The organism is Furfurilactobacillus curtus, assembly GCF_045862785.1.
GTDB classification, from domain to species: Bacteria; Bacillota; Bacilli; order Lactobacillales; family Lactobacillaceae; genus Furfurilactobacillus; species Furfurilactobacillus curtus.
Map to the genome: position 1 here is coordinate 95,313 of NZ_BQXO01000004.1, position 19,194 is coordinate 114,506.

At 42.8% G+C, this 19,194-nt stretch carries 16 protein-coding genes and 1 CRISPR repeat array; of the genes, 1 reads left to right on the forward strand and 15 read right to left on the reverse strand.

The window, feature by feature from the left end; genetic code table 11:
- The first annotated feature begins 357 nt into the window (after positions 1 to 357).
- On the forward strand, positions 358 to 1,311 hold the full coding sequence (locus tag ACKTR2_RS07680) for an NAD(P)-dependent oxidoreductase (protein WP_407884172.1): 954 nt from the start codon (positions 358 to 360) through the stop codon (positions 1,309 to 1,311).
- Positions 1,312 to 1,390: 79 nt separating this feature from the next.
- Here the strand turns inward: ACKTR2_RS07680 and ACKTR2_RS07685 are convergent, their stop codons facing one another.
- From ACKTR2_RS07685 to ACKTR2_RS07755, 15 genes are all read right to left on the reverse strand, one after another.
- Positions 1,391 to 2,155, reverse strand: coding sequence for a hypothetical protein (locus ACKTR2_RS07685; RefSeq protein WP_407884174.1), 765 nt, complete (start codon positions 2,153 to 2,155; stop codon positions 1,391 to 1,393).
- A gap of 129 nt (positions 2,156 to 2,284) precedes the next feature.
- Entirely contained in the window at positions 2,285 to 3,310 is a 1,026-nt protein-coding gene (locus ACKTR2_RS07690; RefSeq protein ID WP_407884176.1) for a YncE family protein, read from the reverse strand.
- A gap of 514 nt (positions 3,311 to 3,824) precedes the next feature.
- Complete coding sequence (locus ACKTR2_RS07695; RefSeq protein WP_407884178.1) at positions 3,825 to 4,745, reverse strand: restriction endonuclease; 921 nt, start codon at positions 4,743 to 4,745, stop codon at positions 3,825 to 3,827.
- A 274-nt stretch (positions 4,746 to 5,019) separates the two neighbouring features.
- Complete coding sequence (locus ACKTR2_RS07700; protein ID WP_407884180.1) at positions 5,020 to 5,703, reverse strand: Fic family protein; 684 nt, start codon at positions 5,701 to 5,703, stop codon at positions 5,020 to 5,022.
- Positions 5,704 to 5,942: 239 nt separating this feature from the next.
- Positions 5,943 to 7,694: direct repeats of the CRISPR family, unit length 36 nt; unit sequence GTTCTTCATCCCATTAATCTGACATACATCTGAAGC.
- 36 nt (positions 7,695 to 7,730) lie between these two features.
- Positions 7,731 to 8,390: a type II-A CRISPR-associated protein Csn2 gene (csn2, locus tag ACKTR2_RS07705; RefSeq protein ID WP_407884182.1), complete on the reverse strand. Its 660-nt coding sequence runs from the start codon at positions 8,388 to 8,390 to the stop codon at positions 7,731 to 7,733.
- The gene (gene cas2, locus ACKTR2_RS07710; protein ID WP_407884184.1) at positions 8,390 to 8,698 is read right to left on the reverse strand and encodes a CRISPR-associated endonuclease Cas2; all 309 of its coding nucleotides are present in this window, start codon (positions 8,696 to 8,698) and stop codon (positions 8,390 to 8,392) included. Before cas2 ends, csn2 begins: the two co-directional genes overlap by 1 nt.
- Positions 8,695 to 9,564, reverse strand: a complete 870-nt coding sequence (gene cas1, locus ACKTR2_RS07715) for a type II CRISPR-associated endonuclease Cas1 (RefSeq protein ID WP_407884186.1) — start codon at positions 9,562 to 9,564, stop codon at positions 8,695 to 8,697. Before cas1 ends, cas2 begins: the two co-directional genes overlap by 4 nt.
- A gap of 192 nt (positions 9,565 to 9,756) precedes the next feature.
- The gene (gene cas9 / locus ACKTR2_RS07720) at positions 9,757 to 13,980 is read right to left on the reverse strand and encodes a type II CRISPR RNA-guided endonuclease Cas9 (RefSeq protein ID WP_407884188.1); all 4,224 of its coding nucleotides are present in this window, start codon (positions 13,978 to 13,980) and stop codon (positions 9,757 to 9,759) included.
- Between the two features lie 162 nt (positions 13,981 to 14,142).
- Entirely contained in the window at positions 14,143 to 14,535 is a 393-nt protein-coding gene (gene rpsI, locus ACKTR2_RS07725; protein WP_407884190.1) for a 30S ribosomal protein S9, read from the reverse strand.
- A 13-nt stretch (positions 14,536 to 14,548) separates the two neighbouring features.
- Positions 14,549 to 14,992 carry a 50S ribosomal protein L13 gene (gene rplM / locus ACKTR2_RS07730; protein WP_407884192.1) on the reverse strand — a complete coding sequence of 148 codons (444 nt, stop codon included), beginning with the start codon at positions 14,990 to 14,992 and terminating at the stop codon, positions 14,549 to 14,551.
- Between the two features lie 128 nt (positions 14,993 to 15,120).
- A complete protein-coding gene (gene truA / locus ACKTR2_RS07735) occupies positions 15,121 to 15,897 on the reverse strand; it encodes a tRNA pseudouridine(38-40) synthase TruA (RefSeq protein WP_407884194.1) in 777 nt (258 codons plus the stop codon).
- Positions 15,898 to 15,921: 24 nt separating this feature from the next.
- Entirely contained in the window at positions 15,922 to 16,725 is an 804-nt protein-coding gene (locus ACKTR2_RS07740) for an energy-coupling factor transporter transmembrane component T family protein (RefSeq protein ID WP_407884196.1), read from the reverse strand.
- The gene (locus tag ACKTR2_RS07745) at positions 16,725 to 17,588 is read right to left on the reverse strand and encodes an energy-coupling factor ABC transporter ATP-binding protein (protein WP_407884198.1); all 864 of its coding nucleotides are present in this window, start codon (positions 17,586 to 17,588) and stop codon (positions 16,725 to 16,727) included. The genes ACKTR2_RS07740 and ACKTR2_RS07745 overlap by 1 nt, the downstream gene beginning before the upstream one ends.
- Positions 17,564 to 18,403, reverse strand: a complete 840-nt coding sequence (locus tag ACKTR2_RS07750; RefSeq protein ID WP_407884200.1) for an energy-coupling factor ABC transporter ATP-binding protein — start codon at positions 18,401 to 18,403, stop codon at positions 17,564 to 17,566. Before ACKTR2_RS07750 ends, ACKTR2_RS07745 begins: the two co-directional genes overlap by 25 nt.
- Before the next feature lie 9 nt (positions 18,404 to 18,412).
- Positions 18,413 to 18,925 (reverse strand): hypothetical protein, encoded by a 513-nt coding sequence (locus ACKTR2_RS07755; protein ID WP_407884202.1) that lies wholly within the window; start codon positions 18,923 to 18,925, stop codon positions 18,413 to 18,415.
- Positions 18,926 to 19,194 lie beyond the last annotated feature (269 nt).

Sequence of the window (19,194 nt, forward strand, 5' to 3'; positions counted from 1 at the left end):
AAGTTCGCGACTTTGCTAGCTGGTGGAGCAATCTTGGACTAGAGCTTGCGCCACCAGCTGGCAAGTTATGTAGTGGTCAATTTGATTGTAGGCAAGTTAGCCGACAAATTTTCTCAAATGTAACCGCTCTCTGCTTTGATTATATCGAGTGATAAATGAGTTTTCAAACGATATTCGATATTTGTTCAATTTTTTTCAAATTCGTTAGCAAATTGTTGTTAACCAAATGAAATGCCCGGTTAATTTCTAGGCTGCTTGACGACGATTAGCAGGCCTTTTTAACGTCATTTTCTTTGCGTCTGGCCGATAAAACGACCATAATGATCCTGTATTCTAACTCAAAGGAAGTGCTTAACTATGGAACAACTATTAGCTCTATTTCCGCTCACCGATGCGCAAGTGACCTCAGTAAACGGTCTCGGCATCAAAGTCGTCACCCCCGCTGAGATTACTGAAGGCAGCGTTGATCCAGCAGGCATTACCATTATTTACGGCTGGGATCAAAAGCTAGGTCTACAGGTCGCTAATGCCGTGCACAGTCAATTAAAGTGGGTGCAAACTTTTTCGGCAGGTGTCGATTACTTACCACTTGATCAATTTGCCAAACAACATGTGCTCGTCACTAACGCCAGTGGCATTCATGCTGCCGCCATTGCCCAGTCAATTTTAGGTTATATTTTTTACTTTACTCGCGGTCTATGGACGGCCGAGCAGCGACGATCACAACGATTATGGCAACAATCTGCTGATCATCAACTTGTCGCCGATGAATTCAGCGTGCTCATTTTTGGAACCGGTCATATTGCTGTCGAGACAGCTCGCCTACTAAAAGACATGGACGTGCATGTTGAAGGTGTCAATACAACCGGGCATGCTGCTAATCACTTCGATCAAACATATGCCTTCAATGATCCTTCTGAAGGGATTGCCAAGGCTGACATTATCATCAACATCATGCCTGGAACTAAAGAAACGGACAGCTACTTCAACCAACAATTCTTTGATCAGTTAGAAAATAAGTTACTATTTATTAACGTTGGCCGCGGTAGTGCGGTGATCGAAGCTGACTTAGAAGCTGCTTTGGCAAGTGGTCGATTAAACTATGCAGCTCTTGATGTGACCGCCCAAGAACCATTGCCTAAGGACTCGCCATTATGGACCAATGACCATATTTTACTCACGCCCCATATTTCTGGCATTATGGATCATCTGGACCAACGTCTGTTCCCAATTCTACAAGAGAATTTGCAGACATTTGTCAAGGATGGGTCGCTCGTTCGTAACCAAGTCGACTTAACCGCTGGCTATTGATCTTTTAAAGCCATATAAAAAATCCCACCAAGCTTCCGGCGTCTTCCGGCAAGCTTGATGGGATTTTTTCCATTTTAATCTATACGAGCAACGGCAGCATTGTCATTACCGAAATCAACACGGTAAGTCCCACGCCAATCAGTAAAAGCAGCCAAAAATTACGGTACTTTTGAAAATGAAACAGGCTAGTAATAATCGGAATCAATTGAAGAATCTGGGTGGGTATGAAATACAATGTTATTGCAACTAAAATCGTCACGACCACTAAAGTTGTCACGATTCGTTGAACAAAGGGATGTCCTACGATGAGGCGCTGAACACCTTGATTAATTGCTAACCAAAAGATGCTTGCAAAGCTGAGTAACACCGCCATGTCCGCCACATCAAGGAGAATTGAAATAATGAGTGCCTGCCACAGTTTGTCTGGGTAAATTAAGCCCGCTAGATCTTCGGCTAAAGCATCCCGCAAAAAGGTGTATGTCAATAAATATAGCGGTAGCCACAAAAGTCCGCCTACGACTAAATCGCCTATCGCGCTTAAGCTAGCCCGCCACTGTGGCCGCTGGGTCACGCTTCGCCATTTAAATGGGCGCAGAATCAAACGATCCATCAACCATAAAAGCCCGATTGATAAGCTAATTCTGATGAGGGTCAACAACCAACCAACCCACATGCTAATCGAGCTTAGATGCACCAAAGATGGGCTCATCAGCCGAGCAAAGCTATTATTCGTATTGAATAAGGTTAAGTAGGTAATGACGATCGTGAGGCCCCACAGCAAAGCGAGCATGACCGATCTGATTGGCAATTCAATTAGATTGCCTTGATTCATCTTCACTTTCATTAATGATCAGCCCCTTTCGTTGTATAAGGCGGCAATTTTCGCACGTCAAAGGAGACAACACGTCCAATACGAGTGCTTTCATGCAACGAATAGGCTCGGGCACCAGATTCAAAAATCGCATACATGCGGTCACCTTGAATGGTAATCTGCTCTAAATGGGCAGGTAATCTGCTCTAAATGGGCAGGCATTCTGACTCTAGCAACCGCTTGAGCAGGTGTGAACCGCTGGCGATGTAAATTTTTATGGTAAATATACAACCAAGAATCCTCTGGGCCAAAAGACTGGGATAAGTACACGTTGTCTTTATAGAAACTCAATCCTTGAATTTTTCCGATTGTTTCTTGCGATGTTAAGCGTTGGAAAACACCATCGAATAGCCCCTGAGCTTTAAATCGGCTCTTTAGAGTATGAGAATTAGTTTCTACATCATGGACGTTGAAACGTTGTACGGTACTATTACCAAACGGGCTGAAGAAGCCAACCCATAAATACCCATTTTGATAGGCTACCAATGAAGCACGCTGGATCGTCGGCAATAGGGCCGAATGCTGATAAGCAATTGGGCGATTGGTCCTAGCCTTATACCGATCGATGCTGGTTAGTTTAATTGAAAATAACTGAGCGCGTCCGTCTTTTGCCCCGCAAACCCACAGCACCTTGGCATCTGGTTGATAGGTAATGCCGCCAACGTGCGGGCGCCCTTGCAGAATTACTCGTTTAATGAAACTACCAGTCTGACGATCTAAGATGTTTAATACCGAATTCCCCCGATTTGAGTGATCATAGGCAGTCGTGATCACATACTTGGGCGTGACTGTCACCCCTTGAGGCGTCATAAATTGACTCCGTATCGGCACAAACTGATGCCCTACCGGTTTCAAGGTTTCCTGTTCGGTTAACCCAGGGACTAAGTATGTTCCCTCAGCATTTTGGCCTGGATAAGCATCCAAAGAGGCGCGAATCAGACCAGGATACCTTTCTAAATCTTGCCGCAAGTTTGCCAAACTAAAACGACTGCGCATCTGAGCGTTAGCTGCCTTTGTTACAGCCTTCGGTGGTCGCAATGGTCCCAAAATGGTCCATGTCGCGATACTGAGTAGTAATAAACTGGCAATCGCGACCAACTGTCCTTTCATATGATGACTGTTGCTCATCCAATTCCCCCTCGATCGTGTCATGAAAATAGAATACCGATCTTTTTAGGTAGGGGCGATTAATGGTGCTTGCAAAAAAAAGCAAAGTTGCTAGATACTTGCTTAATGAAATCAGCTATCGGAAAATCAGGCAATCTCGATTGCATCTTTTTTTCTCATGTCTATCATAATTAAATTCACCATAATTTCGTTAACTAAGGCTACATTTAGTCTTTTATAAATCCGCTTTAACGAACTGCCGCGCTTAAAATCAACTATTATAAATCTGCAAAAAGTAATCCCCAAAAAATATGTATAGAACCAATTAAGGACTGAAGCTCACAATATTGGCAAATTAACGGGAATAGATGTACTCAAATATTTTCATGTAATGCATTGAAAATAAAATCCAAAGCAAACATTTTTCCTCTGATATTTTGATGTTCGCCTATTTTTGATTTCGGAAAAGCACTCCTTATCAAGCCAACTTAATGGATTACGCATTTATCCACGACCAAAACAGAACACACTTATCTTATTCAAAATAATAATCTTTCAGTTTATACGTATGAACTTCCGTTATAAACAAGTGATATTTTTCCACCAAATCTGCAATCCGATCACCATCTATTAAAGTCACTGGGTGACTACCGATAATTGCTTTTTTTCGAGCGGGAATAGTGAAGGACGATGTTGTGATCAAAATGCCATACTCAGCATTTTCTGCATCCATTGCACCTTTAAACGCATCAATAGTTTGCTCTGTAACCTTATTCTCATTGGCATAACGTTTGGCTTGAATGGCTACACGTGTCGTTCGGAACTCGTCAGACTCAAAATAGCCGAACCCATCTAATCCATGATCCCCGCTCACCACTACCCCCTTAACTGGGTCTAAACGAACACCCATTTGATTAACTAATGCTCGAGAAAAGTTCTCAAATTTTTTTGGACTAAATTTTTGAAGTTGATTGATCAATTCCTGCTTCCATTCAATATTTGCGAGGTCTCCATCATCATCAATACTTTCAGTTAGCTCAGGGGCGCCACCAGAAAGCTCCTCAGATGCTTGCTTCTCAGCTATCATTTTTTCTTGGCGAACCCTATGTTTCTCCTGCCAGTACTCCGTTATTGTGTCAAAATCAGCTTTTGTCGGTACCCGACAGGATGTAATGATCTCACCTTTCTTCGTTAAAGTAATGTCTCGATTACGCTCAATCGGTTGGACATAACTTAAAACTTCCAATTCTTTTAACCCAAAGTTAAAATCAAAAGCGAAGGGTTTGTACATTCTCCCATTCCGTGACGTAACGGTATAGTTAATATCTTCATAGGTAAAATCTACTTCTTCAATATCTGCCATTACTTCTTTAATCCGGGTCTTAGAAGCGGTCCCCCCTAATTCCTGCAGCGCACTTAATATGCCGGGTTTAGCATCTCTTCGTTCATACTCCATGTTTCTTCCCTCTGAGTTCCCAAAAATAATATAGTTTTATCAAATTTTATTCTGATGTGCTGAATGTCTTCCACAGACTCATCCTTTAAAAAAATTCCTTTTTCTTCATATCACCTAAATTAGAGCCCAGTTGAGTGTACAAGCGACAAATATTCTAACCTTATCAAATTCTAGGCATCTATTAAATTAATTCAACCTAGCATTGGATAAGATTGTGCTCGTAAAGAACCTAAGTAAAGGACAACTTTGACTGTTTCCGCTTGTAGTAATAACCCTATTTACGCCTACTAATGGAGTGAGCAGATGTACCATACACCGCGTTGTCGTATAGCCACTGTTTAATATCAATATCACGCCCACTTCGATAATATTTTTGAAGCAAGGAACCATACCAGTGCATTTTATTTTCAGGAATGGCCAAAATACCAGCCCCAGCATCGATCATTAAAGCGTTGGCCGATACAATTGCCGTCCGCTTATTGCCATTGGCAAACAGTTGCCAGCGAGATAAATAAAGATTTAAATCTATCGCATTTTCCGTTGCTGATTGGCCTTGTTGGCTAATTTTTTCAATGTCATTCAACGCGTCATGCTCATTAGGAATGGGGGGCACCCATAAATCATTGGTGAGTGGCACCTGAACACCCTCAGTACGGATTTGGCCTGCGCCCAGATGACTACTCCGAACCGCATTATTGATAGCCAAAACATCTTTGGCAACAAAGACGCCTTGACGTTTAATCACAAATTCATAAGCACGTTTCAGACTGATTACTGTGTCGATATCTTCAGGTCGCACACCACTAACCTCAAGATTATTCACAATCGATTCGGTTTGAGGCATAGTAATCGGTAAATCTTCAAACTTACCAGTTGTGAAAACCATTTGTACTAAGTTCCGTTCAACTAATTCGATTTCACTTTCACGATCATAAAAGTATTTGTCTGGAAAGACCATATTGTAATTTCCCCTTTCAATTGATCTTTTTAGCACCAGTTTCTAACTATTATAAAAGCCAATAACTCTGCTACGCATCAGTAGTACCATCCTAGGTCATCACTTATGACATACAGCGGACAATCGAAAAATAATTCATGTTTTAGAACTCAATATTCTTTCAGAGTCTGCTAAAACCCGTTATTTATTCAACCGTTAAATTGGCAGTTTAAAAATTGAACCAATCAGTAGGTAAAAAGATTTCTCATCCCATTAATCTGACATACATCTGAAGCGAATCAAGTAAGGACTTAAATTTAACAATTGTTCTTCATCCCATTAATCTGACATACATCTGAAGCCTTTCTTGCTAGAAAAAATCAAGGACAACAGTTCTTCATCCCATTAATCTGACATACATCTGAAGCCACTTGTTTAACTCATGTTTAGCTGCCTCAGTTCTTCATCCCATTAATCTGACATACATCTGAAGCTTATTGAGGTCTTGACCCCAGATGGTTTCGGTTCTTCATCCCATTAATCTGACATACATCTGAAGCGAGCAGCTGACGATGTCATCAGTCAGATCAGTTCTTCATCCCATTAATCTGACATACATCTGAAGCTCATTCTTGTTGGCCCGTAGCATTGCTAGTGTTCTTCATCCCATTAATCTGACATACATCTGAAGCTGACATGCAAGTCTTCGCTTGACGTGCCACGTTCTTCATCCCATTAATCTGACATACATCTGAAGCTTGACATGACCCTACCGCCGGCACCAATAAGTTCTTCATCCCATTAATCTGACATACATCTGAAGCGTTGATTGATCTGCTTGATCTTGCTTAGCGGTTCTTCATCCCATTAATCTGACATACATCTGAAGCGAGACTATCCAGAGACTACAACAGAGACTAGTTCTTCATCCCATTAATCTGACATACATCTGAAGCTCTAACACGCTCTCCGTGTGGTCAACCGACGTTCTTCATCCCATTAATCTGACATACATCTGAAGCAGGCTGATATTACCGAACTCAAGGCTAAGCGTTCTTCATCCCATTAATCTGACATACATCTGAAGCCATCCTCGTTCACATCAACCGCCATCCTTTGTTCTTCATCCCATTAATCTGACATACATCTGAAGCGCAAGATCAAGCTCACGTAAGGACTTTTAAGTTCTTCATCCCATTAATCTGACATACATCTGAAGCTACTTGTAACTACACTTGTTCACTTAGCAAGTTCTTCATCCCATTAATCTGACATACATCTGAAGCTTAGCTAAGCTTGTCCGTTTGGTTGACGGCGTTCTTCATCCCATTAATCTGACATACATCTGAAGCAAGTCAGAGAATATTCAAAAGGTAGCCGATGTTCTTCATCCCATTAATCTGACATACATCTGAAGCGCTCTGTCAAAGAACTAAATACTGTCATGAGTTCTTCATCCCATTAATCTGACATACATCTGAAGCTGGGTTATCAATATGCCACCCTGTGATAGAGTTCTTCATCCCATTAATCTGACATACATCTGAAGCACCGTGATCCACACCATCCACAAATTGACGGTTCTTCATCCCATTAATCTGACATACATCTGAAGCATTAATCGTGCTTTGAAGCGATTTAACAGCGTTCTTCATCCCATTAATCTGACATACATCTGAAGCCCCATGCCCGTTTTATAAGCAACAGCCGCGGTTCTTCATCCCATTAATCTGACATACATCTGAAGCTTTGGGGATGATGATTCATGACTGAAGTGAGTTCTTCACCCCATTAATCTGACATACATCTGAAGCTTTTTCTTTGTATATGTTGCCATTTTAAATGTTCTTCATCCCATTAATCTGACATACATCTGAAGCTCGGGTTCGCCATCTGGGGAGCCTATTTTTGTTCTTCATCCCATTAATCTGACATACATCTGAAGCTATAACAACGCCATTTTTTCGCACGTCGAGGTTCTTCATCCCATTAATCTGACATACATCTGAAGCAGACCACGCGTTCGCATACTCGTCAGGTACACAGCGCTAGAATTGGACGAAATCCTCGTCAATAGTCGTTTTCCAAATGTAATCAGACGTTTCAACATCATTAATTTGCCTCTCAATGAATAAAACTTTAACACCAAGTGAACCTGCATATTCTGCTAGTTCCGTTAATTGATCGGTTGTTAAGAAAAACCAAACGTCAGTTAGCACTAAGAGTCGGTGATCGTTTAATTCATTCATAATTGTTATCACTGCCCCTATTTTATCATACGGTGATAACGTCTGGGGCAGATCAATCATGATTGATTGATCCTTAATCGCCGTTTTTGAATCCCACGTATCCTGGATCTTTAATGGCAGGTTGTTCTCAAAGATAACTTGAGTTAAAAGTGTCTTTTCTTGGCAATCCAATTCGTACAAATTTCGCAATTCTTCCTCGTCTAAGCAATCAATCAGCACCTTAACAGCTTGACGGTTGAAAAAAGCATTTATATCAAATGAACCATTTAGGCTGCCAAAATAAATCAGCGCCTTACTACAAACCAGCTGTTTACCCGCATCACTACAGACGATTTTTTCATCATATTCGCGTAAATGGCTCGTGATTTCCCACAACGTATTCGCATTCGTAATGGTTAAAAAGTTCAATCCCGCTTGTAGCTTAATTGGCTCAAACGGATAATAAGTTAGTTGATCCATTAAATAACCACCACCTTTAAGTCTTGATTGCCAATCTCAGTATTCGGCGTACCTGCCATGAACTTCATCGACGCATATTGACGCTCTGTGACCGTCAATGTTTGGATCAAGCCATCTGCTGGTGCGACTCGTTCTAGCAGCTCAGCGGCCTTTTTATTCACAGTAATACGAACATAAATACTTTCTTGCATCATAATAAATCCTTCAGATAAAAGTGCTTTTCGAAACTGTCGATAATTTTTACGGTCTTGCGCCGTTTCGGTCGGTAAATCAAACATTACCATTAATCGCATAATTCGATACCTCATAGTTCAAACTCCCAATGTGGCAAACTGGTCTCATCGTTAAGATAGCCAACACTATCACGAACCATTTCCGTACAAACACTCGCGACTAACGCCTCATGGCCATTGAAATTGATTGGGTCTGACAGTAAGCTAATCAATTCAACTTTGATATCCAACGACAGCGGTTCCTCTTTATGCCGTTGAACCACTTCATCGACTAAGGGACGCAACGGTTCCATCAAGTCGCTTGCCAGATTATATTGATTTTCTGTGCTATCATGATGAATACCAAAATTGGTCAAATATCCCAAAGCGTTTATTTCTCTGGAAAAGGCAGAAAGTAATATTGAGTAACCATAATTGAGCATTGCATTAACCGGTTGCTCTTCATCCCGCCGTGTAAAACCAGTATCGATTAAGCGTGTGAAATATAATCTTGCCGCCACCGCCTCCCGATTAGTCGTATCGCCTTCGTCAACACCATCTATTAATTCGGTGAACTGTTCGCAATCTTGCTTTAAGTCTTGCAGAAGCTGCTGCTGGTTTTTCATTTTATTTCTGATGACCTGTTGCCATAATTTTTGGCGATGATCTTCTTTCCACACCATTTGCTTCTTTAGTCGTGAATTACGCTGATGATTATTGTAATAACCGTCAATTTCACCAATTGGTGATGACTTGTCATCAGTAAACACAATCTTAACATCATGTCGAAGCAGCATCATCACTGCATAACTGGTGATAACCGCCCGTGTCGTCCCAATAATTAGACACTGTATGTCATCTAAAGGGATTTGATGAACATCTGTTTCAGTTTTAACAACCAGATGATTCATTTTGTAGGATAATTTCGAATGTTGGGTAATTAATACATTTCGCCATGCCATTTTTCATCAACCTTTGCTATAATATATTTGTGGTCAACGTCAGACCACATTTAATGGGTCTCCCGCCTATTAATCTGACATACAGAATTGAAGTAAAGCAAAGCTTCGGCTGAGCTCACCACTTTTTATAAAGGGCCGTATGGCCACTTACATATAAAAACAACCCCCGCTACCTACTAGCGGGGGTTGCTTTTACTTTATGCCAGCTTGTTTTGCTAACTGTTCAATTGTAATTCGTTTTTCAAATAATCCAGTTGGAGATTGGAACACCAACATGTCGGTTGGGTTCAGCTTCCCACTCCATTGTAAACGTCCGTCTGTTTTCAAGGTTGAGATTCCATATTTTTTCCCGTTAAGCTTTCCTCCGATTTGACTCAACTGACTGCTCAGTCTACTACGATCCGCGTGAAGCAACGAAATTAAACTTCTCAACGTTTTTACTCTCACTTCGCGGGGCATGTTAATAAAATCATCTTTATTTTCAACTAAAGCAATAGCTATGACTTGATGCTTAGGCAATAAAAATCTTTTATTCATGGCTCTTGAAATGGAATCAAACAAAGACAATAACTGTTCTTCTGATACCTTATTTTCATTGTCGATTAGTGCAAGTTGATTATTTTCCTTTATGGTTAGGGCCAACTGCTCAGCGTTATGAATCTCAGCGTCCGAGGCGATCCTGATCTTGGCATAACTTGGATATGTCTCATCGTCAGAGACATTTCTCAGCAACAGCTGCTCATAAGGAACATGCTTTTCAAGTAACAAAGCTTCTGGATATTTTTTCTGTAGCCATTGCTTAGCCGCATCATTTTGCACTTCCCAGTCACTCGTGAGAAACATCGGAATTGAAATGACTCTATATGCCTTTTTAAATTTGATGATTGCGGAATAAGCAATATTTATATTGTTATACCCGCCATACAAAGCAACATCACGATTCTTTTTAGTTGGAAATTGTGGTTGCTTTGTGCCACTGCCTCCAGCTTTAATAATCATTTGGTCATAAAAAGCCCCTGAATCGTCTGTTGTCTTCAATGTCACCAGCATCTTTTTATACTTCAGTGGGCCATCGACCAGATACTTGAAATCATCTTCATTCCAAACGATTTCACCAGTTTCAACATTAGTCGAAGCCACCAGCTTGTGTCCACGCGTCGCTGCGGCCATGGATCCTACCACAAAACTAAATGGATTGATGCGTTCTTCTTCACGTTGGGCGGTTGCCTCTTGATCTGTCAGTTCAAATTTAAACTTGCTTTGTTCTTGCACGTGTTCCCGCGCCGCTTTAATTCGTTCTTTCGTGTACTTATTATAATAATTACCCATCTGATCGCTCAGACGTCCTTGATCAAAGAATCCTTTACGATCGATATATTTGCCAACTGTTGCAATCATTAAGGCATCATGGGCATGATGATAATCATTAAGGTCACGATTCTTGCGCAGATCTACGTAACGGCGCATGTCGCCAGTTAGAGAGGCCGGTAGCGCGACAACTTGAGTCTCTTTGAAATGGGTGCCAATTAAAGCGGCGACATTTTTGATAATTTGACGCGTCTCCACTAATGAACGGGCGATGAAACGCTCTCTTTGCATTTCACCAATTTGTGCACGGGTTAAGGCATCAAACTTCTGTTGGCTAATGAATCCTGTAGCCAGTAGTCGACTCCAAAATGGCCGCATCGCCCGGCGAATCTCTGTCGGCACCGTCCCAGCGTCTGACTTCGTTCGGTTGGTCGTTCGATCCACAAGCACCATATTGTCCAATGAATTTCGTTTCGTAAACGCTTGTGGCACAATGTGGTCAATGTCGTAATCTTCTAAATGATCAATATCTAGCACATGATCCGGTCGATACATATCTTTTCCTTGCTGCAGGAAATAAAGGTATAGCCGATTTCTTTGTAAGGCATTATTGTCCTTATACTCGGCACTAATTTCATCAAACCAAGTCTTTAGCACCTTGTCGCCGCTGTACAACTCGCTTAATTGCCGAGCACGGGGGCGCGTTTGTTGGCTGGCCTGGGTCTCACGCGCAAACTCCAAATAAATTTTATCTGGTTGTTGCCCGGTAGCCCGCACAAGGTCATCCAAAATTCGAAATGATTGCGCAATCCCACGTTTGGTCTTCTTATCGCCGGGTAGCTCTTGAATTTCATCGTACACGTTATGGGCCGCTTCCGGTGCTTCATTTTGCGCTTTAATCCAAGCAGCCACACCGAAACGGTCATCCACATTACCAACCACTTCCATGAAGTTTAGGTCAGTTTGATAAAACACATCAAGCAAGGTTTTCGCCCCTTGATCGTCATCAAACGTGCGATTATTAATTCTGTCGACGTGGTTAACAATATGACTGGTCAATAGCTTCTTAGATAAACGACCCCAACCGGTGTAATGCTTTTTAGCTAACGCAGTGACATGTTCAGCTGATAAATAACTCAATAAACTCAATTGTCGTTTTAAGGCAACCTTATCTTCAAAAACGGTCTGTAATTTAATAATTTCGTCTAACTGATCATTACTTAATTCAGTTATTTGATCGCCTAATACCTGCTTTAAGTCTAAATAAGCACTCAAACTATTACTAAATTTGGTCTTTTGACTTAATCCGACAACTTTAACAGATTGACCGGTATTTTCCGTGATAAAGGTTTCTACATTCTTAACAGTCACATTTTTCTGTCGCCTAAATAGTTGGTTGAAGATCGCTTGCTTCAGTTGAACATCCAATCGATGCGAGCGCTGTTCACGATTTTCTTCGGCAACCTCTAGGCGAATATTATTTAATTCTTGCAATACGGTAAATGTCTGATATGTTACGGAATTGGCTGGTAAGGTGGGTTCCCCAATCAAGTAAGTATCCGTACCGATCAATCGATCGATAAACGCATTTTCTGTCGCATCAGTATCTACAACATCTGACAGGTTCCATGGTGTGATCGTGGCATCTTTCTTTTTAATAAGCCAGTGATTCTTTTCTTCACCAGCAAACTGGGTATCACTTTGAAGCTTGCTGACGAGCGGTCCAACATAGTAGGGCACCCTAAAATTGATCAGTCCGGCAATCTTCGTATCCGTTCGATCTGCTTGCGTGTATGTTTCAGCCAAGAATGGATAATACTGCTTTTGATGATCAATAATCTGACGCACTTCGTTCAGATGCAGTTGATGCGGAATTGAGCCATTCTCCTTCGTCCGTTGACGCGGTAAAAATTGTCCGTCTTCAATTTTCTGTAAGTAGTCAGCTTTTTGTGGCAAATCCGAGTCCAAAATTAACTGGGTAAAGAAGGCTTTCGGCGCTTTTAACTTGTCGTCAGAGTCCGCAGCTAGCCATAATCGATAATTCTGATCAAAGGCGTCGCGATCTTGCTTGCGTAACTCCTTTAGTGCTTCACGTTGTTGATGGTGATCATCGTATCGTTGAACCATCGCGGCTGAGATTGTCTTTGCATCACCAAGCAGCATCTTTAAGGTCAAGCCATTAAAGACCTTTTGCAAGGCCAAGACGAATTCATATTGTTCTGGTGCTAACAGACCGTCTACTGTGGCTAATTTATCGTCAATGTCCCCGTCACTAAACTTAAATTTATATGGTTTCTTATCGTCGGCGGTCAAGCCTTGAAGGTTAAAAACCGTCGTCCAATCGATCTGATTACCAACTAAGCCACTAAAAATTGTCTTAAAACAGCGTTTGGCCAGTTTAATGTCACCAGTAACTTCCATGTCAACAAGTGCTTGTTCAACTCGACCTGAATTACCAAGTTTGTCATTCGTCAAAATCGCCGATAATTTAATAGCATCAAAGGTAACTGAAAATTCAGGCATCATTTGTTCAACAAAGGTCGTTAAAAGTTGAACAAGATTCGCGACATCAAACGAGTCCGCCGCCGAAATTTCACCCTCGCGTAAAAAATGGCCGCGATATTTAACCGCGTGATGAATGGCCAAATAGATTTCCCGCAAATCATGTTGCTTGCTATCCTGCATTAACGCCTGACGCAAGTGATAAATCGTGGGGTAATCATGATAAAACGCCGAGTCCGCCGCCGTCGATCCAAACAAGGCTCCGTTCGCAACACCAGCCGCTTCATTCACTTGTGGATTGTGCTCATCAGTAGGATGAACCCAAGAATATTTTGACCGTTCTAAAAAATTCTCGTCAACTTTAGCTAATTCCGGTGCAAACATATCCCGTAGTAACTTTAAGCGCCATCGACGTCGAGATAATCGACGCCGAGTCGAGCGAAATAAACGTCTTTCCTCTGCCGTTTCCGCTGAATCAAACAAACGGACGCCTAACAGATGATTCCCTTTTGCCCGCTTTAATCGATAATCATCATCGATTGCGGCCCACCCCACTGAACCAGTCCCGATGTCTAAACCAACTGAATACCCATTGTGATTACTCATAATTTTAACCCCTCAACTATTGATCTGCTTAAAATTCTACGCAATGTTAACGCTTTCCACAAGTAGCAAATGATTATAGCATGCTCGCTTAACGTAAAATAATCGTAAAAAAAGCACATCCCCAATACGGAGATGTGCTTTCCCAATCCGATAATCCAAAGATTAACGCTTTGAGAATTGTGAAGCCTTACGAGCCTTCTTGAGACCTGGCTTTTTACGTTCTTTCATGCGTGCGTCACGAGTTAATAACCCTGCTGACTTTAATGGCGCACGAAAGTCAGGATCAACCGTCAACAATGCACGGGCGATCCCATGGCGAGTAGCACCGGCTTGACCGGAGAAGCCACCACCATTGACGTTAACTAAAACATCATAGTTACCAGTCGTTTCCGTTGCAGTGAATGGTTGTAACACCACTTCACGCAAGTTAGCGAATGGAATGTATTCAGTAATATCTTTATCGTTCATTGTGATTTTACCAGTGCCGGGTACCAAACGAACCCGCGCAACTGAGTTTTTCCGACGACCAGTGCCGGCGTATTGAACAGTAGCCAATGTGATTTCCCCCTTAGATTAATTTCGTGATGTCTAAAACTTCAGGTTGTTGTGCAGCTTGATCATGTTGGTCACCTGCATAGACGTGAAGCTTAAGCAGTTGTTTGTGACCAAGCGTTCCTGCTGGCAACATACCCTTAACGGAAGTTTCAATCAACCGAACTGGGTTTTGTTCACGTAAGTTACCTGCAGTGCGTGACTTCAAACCGCCTGGGTGATTCGAGTGGTGGTAGTACATCTTGTCTGATGCCTTCCGACCCGTTAAACCAACCTTGCCGGCGTTAAGAACGATCACAAAGTCACCCGTATCCACATTAGGGGTAAACGTTGGCTTGTTTTTGCCACGTAAGATTGAAGCAACGACTGAACTTAAACGTCCCAAAGGAACGTCTGTGGCATCAACCACATACCATTTACGGTCTACTTCACCTGGTTTTGCTAAATAAGTTGTACGCACGGTATTTTCCTCCAATTTCTTGTCTGTTTGACACTCGATAAAACTTTCCGGGGCTTATCGTGGGGCAAACAATACCAAGTAACAGTGTACTGTTCAGACCCTGCCCTGTCAATGACAAATCAGTTACATCACCTATTTTCATCCAGATTACTCGGATAAATGACTTCTTCTAAATACAAGCCACTGGCCGGTGCCGTTTCTCGGGCCAGTTCGCGGTCTTTAGCAGCTAGTAACGCTGGCAGTGAATCGGCTGCTCGTCGCCCATTACCGATTTCCAACAATGTGGCCACCATGATCCGCACCTGATTGTATAAAAATCCATTTCCATAGAAATCGAAAACCACTTCATGATCGGCTGGCCGATTAGTCACTTGAATATCATAAATCGTGCGAACATTTGATTTAGCCTGGCTTCCGGAAGCAACGAAACTGGTAAAATCGTGTTCGCCAGTCAAATCTGGTAGGGCTTGACGAATTCTATTCACATCAAGTGGATACTTATAATGTCCCGTGTAATTTCGTTTAAATGGGTCAACGAAGGCCGTAGTAGAGACAATATATCGATACCGTTTACCATGAGTTGAAAACCGCGCATGAAAATTATCATCCACCTCGGTCACTGTCTTCACGCTCATGTCCAAAGGAAACATGCTATTCAAGGCCAAGCGTAAATTAGCTGCCGGGATCGGTTTAGGTAGATCAAAATGAACTACTTGCCCATGCGCATGAACTCCTGCATCTGTCCGTCCAGAACCATAGACGGCAATCGCTGGTAGCGGATTTTTCGCAATCCGATTCACGACGTCCACTAAAACAGCTTCCACCGTGCGCTGATTTGGCTGCACTTGGAAGCCGGCAAAATTGGTACCGTCATACTCAATCACGACTTTATAACGTTGTGACATGAAGCTAGTTGACTCTCCTTTCAATTAACCCAAATGTCGTAAGAAAACGAGCACAATATTCAAAACGATAACGACGATCACAGCACCAGTATCAAAACCATGCCAATGAATCACCCGATAGCGGGTACGATGCTCACTACCTTGATAACCGCGCGCCTCCATAGCCGTCGCTAAGTCGTCTGCTCGGCCAATTGCACCAACGAAGAGCGGAATAAGTAAAGGGACAATGGCCCGGAGACGTTTAATCAAACCACCATTGTTGAACTCGACACCACGGGCCCGCTGGGCGTTCATGATCGTTTGCGCCTCGTCAAGCAACGTTGGCACAAATCGCAGAGCTACCGACAACATCAACGCAGTTTGCGCAACCGGAAAATGCACCACCCGTAGCGGACGTAACATCGACTCGACACCATCCGCAATCGCCAGTGGTGCGGTGGTTAATGTGAGCACCGTGGCCACTGTAATAATTAAGAGAAAGCGCAAGAAGACTGCAGTAGACAGTTCAATCCCTGTTTGGGTAATCATCAATACGCCCCAGTGCCAATAAACATGACCTCCAGGTGTAAATAATAATTGCAATAATGCGGTAAAAACGATCAGCCAAATCAATGGGCCAATACCACGAATAAAGTAGCTTAAACTAAGCCCCGTCAACCAAATCAGCCCACCGACAAATGCAAAGAGTAGTACATAGGTCGTCCACGTCGTTGTTAAAAACGCCATAACGATCAAATACAAAGCCAATAGTAATTTGGCACGTGGATCTAATCGATGGAGCCAAGATTGTCCGGGAATATAACGCCCTAATGTAAGTTGCTCTAACATTATGCGTCCCTCCTCGGTAATTGACCTGTCAAAGCGTCAGCCAAGTCGGCCTCTGTCAGTGGTAATGAATCAAATTGAAAACCACGATTAGCTAAACGCAGTGCAAATTTAGCTGCCGTTGGTAATTCCAATTCATGTTCAGTCACCCACTGCTGGTCGCTAAAAATATCGGTCGGTGTCCCAAATTTAACCAGCTGGCTGTGTGCCATCACCAATGCATGATCTGCATAATCAGCGACATCATCCATCTGGTGAGTTACCAACATAATCGTCAGATGTTGTTCCGTCTTTAATCGCGCAAACATCTGCATCATTTCTTGTCGACCACGCGGATCAAGTCCGGCCGTCGGTTCATCTAAGACCAATATATGAGGCCGACTAGCTAAGACGCCAGCAATCGCGACCCGGCGCATCTGACCACCAGATAGCTCAAATGGCGACCGCTCTAATAAATCGTCACTTAAGCCGACATCACGTGCAGCTTTGTGAGCAAGTTCAGTCGCCTCCGTGTCAGAATAGCCGAAATTCAGGGGGCCAAATGCAATGTCTTTAGCCACCGTTTGATCAAACAATTGATTCTCAGGAAATTGAAAGACCATTCCCACGTGCTGGTGCAACGTTTTTAAATTTCGATTGGTTGTTGCATTTGTCAAAGTAAAATCATCGACGGTCACTGTACCGCTCGTGGGCTTTAACAAACCGTTTAAATGTTGTACCAGTGTACTTTTACCACTACCCGTATGTCCAATGATCGCCGTAAACGATTCATCCGGAATCTGAAAGGAAATGTCTGACAGCCCCACTGCTTCAAATGGTGAATTTGGCTGGTAAGTAAAGTCTACATGGTCGAATGAGATTGCCATAACCAATCCTCCATTTCATCATCCGTCAAATAACCTGTCGGGCTAGCTAACTGCCGTTGTGCTAACGCGCGGCTTAACTTTGTTGTAAAGGGTTCATCTAGTCCTGTCGCCTGCAGCAACGCATCATTGCTAAAAATCGTCGTTGGTGTTCCCTGGGTGATCAGCTTACCATCATTCATAACCAACAAACGCTGTGCTTGCGCCGCTTCGGCTAAATCATGGGTAATCGAAATAATGGTGGGCGCCTGTCCAGCCTTACGTAGCTTTGTTAGCACGGCCAACACGGTTTGGCGGCCGTGAGGATCTAACATGCTAGTCGCTTCATCTAATACGATAATACTAGGATTCATCGCAATAATCCCAGCTAACGCAACGCGTTGTTTTTGCCCACCTGATAGTCGGCTCGGTTCCCGATCAGCAAAATCAAGCATATCAACTTCACTAAGTGCCGCCTTAACGCGCTCCTGCATCTCTGTTCTAGGCACACTGGCGTTTTCCAAACCAAAAGCAACATCGTCAGCAACCGTGGCACCAACAAACTGATTATCTGGGTTCTGAAACACCATACCGATGTGCTCGCGCACCAACCATACCGACTCTGGGCTTAGTTCGGTACCAGCAACAGTGATTGAACCTTCCTCATATCCGATCAGGCCGTCAATTGCTCGTACCAATGTACTCTTGCCACTCCCGTTGTGACCAACGATCGCAATCCATTCTCCAGCTGCAACTGAAAAAGACACATGATCTAATGCTAACTGATCTGCTTGCGAATAACGATAGGTTAATTGTTCAACCTTTATAATATCTGCCACAGTAAATCCTCATTTCCTCATGCTCGCCTGATTATGTACCGTAATTTTAAAGACCTCACCCGTATGCGCTGCATGAATTAATCGCGTCATATACTTTTGATACAATGAAAAAAATGCTGGATCCGCCCCAGCTCGCTTTAAATCATTAACATTTGGGTTATTTAGCAGCTGTTGGTTCCATAACTCCACACTGGCACTCGTCAATGGATTAAAGAGGCCAAACGCATCAAGTTGGTCGAATTCCAAATAAATCAGATGCCCTTGATCATCGACTCTAGCGTAAGCAGTCACACGATACCCATGAACGTAATGCGTCTCATGTAATGAATAGTGTCCAGGTTTAAACGCTTCTTTCGGCAATAACTTAGCCGCTTTTTCACTTAGATGTCGAAGCTTTGATTCATAAGCAGCATGTTCGCGTTCAGCGTTAATTGTCGTAATCGCGGTTGCTCCTAATGCTAGAGTTGCCAAGATTAAGACAACTAACCCTGTAATCAATTTTGCCCGACGCCTCTGCACCATTACCACCTCATTATGAAACGCTGAATACCGCACTATTTTAGCGAAAAGCCGGCCGCCATGCAAGCGCTGTCGCAAATGCCCCCTCATTTTGGATACAAAAAAATCACTTAGTACCACGGTGCGAGCATCAGCTCATTCAAGCTAGACTGGGCGAACGCGATCGCCATCATCATAACGCTTTATACCATTGGTACTAGTGATTATTTTGAATATTCAAATACTAAGGTGACCCGTCGATCAACTTAGGACAGCTATTCCCACTGTCGCTT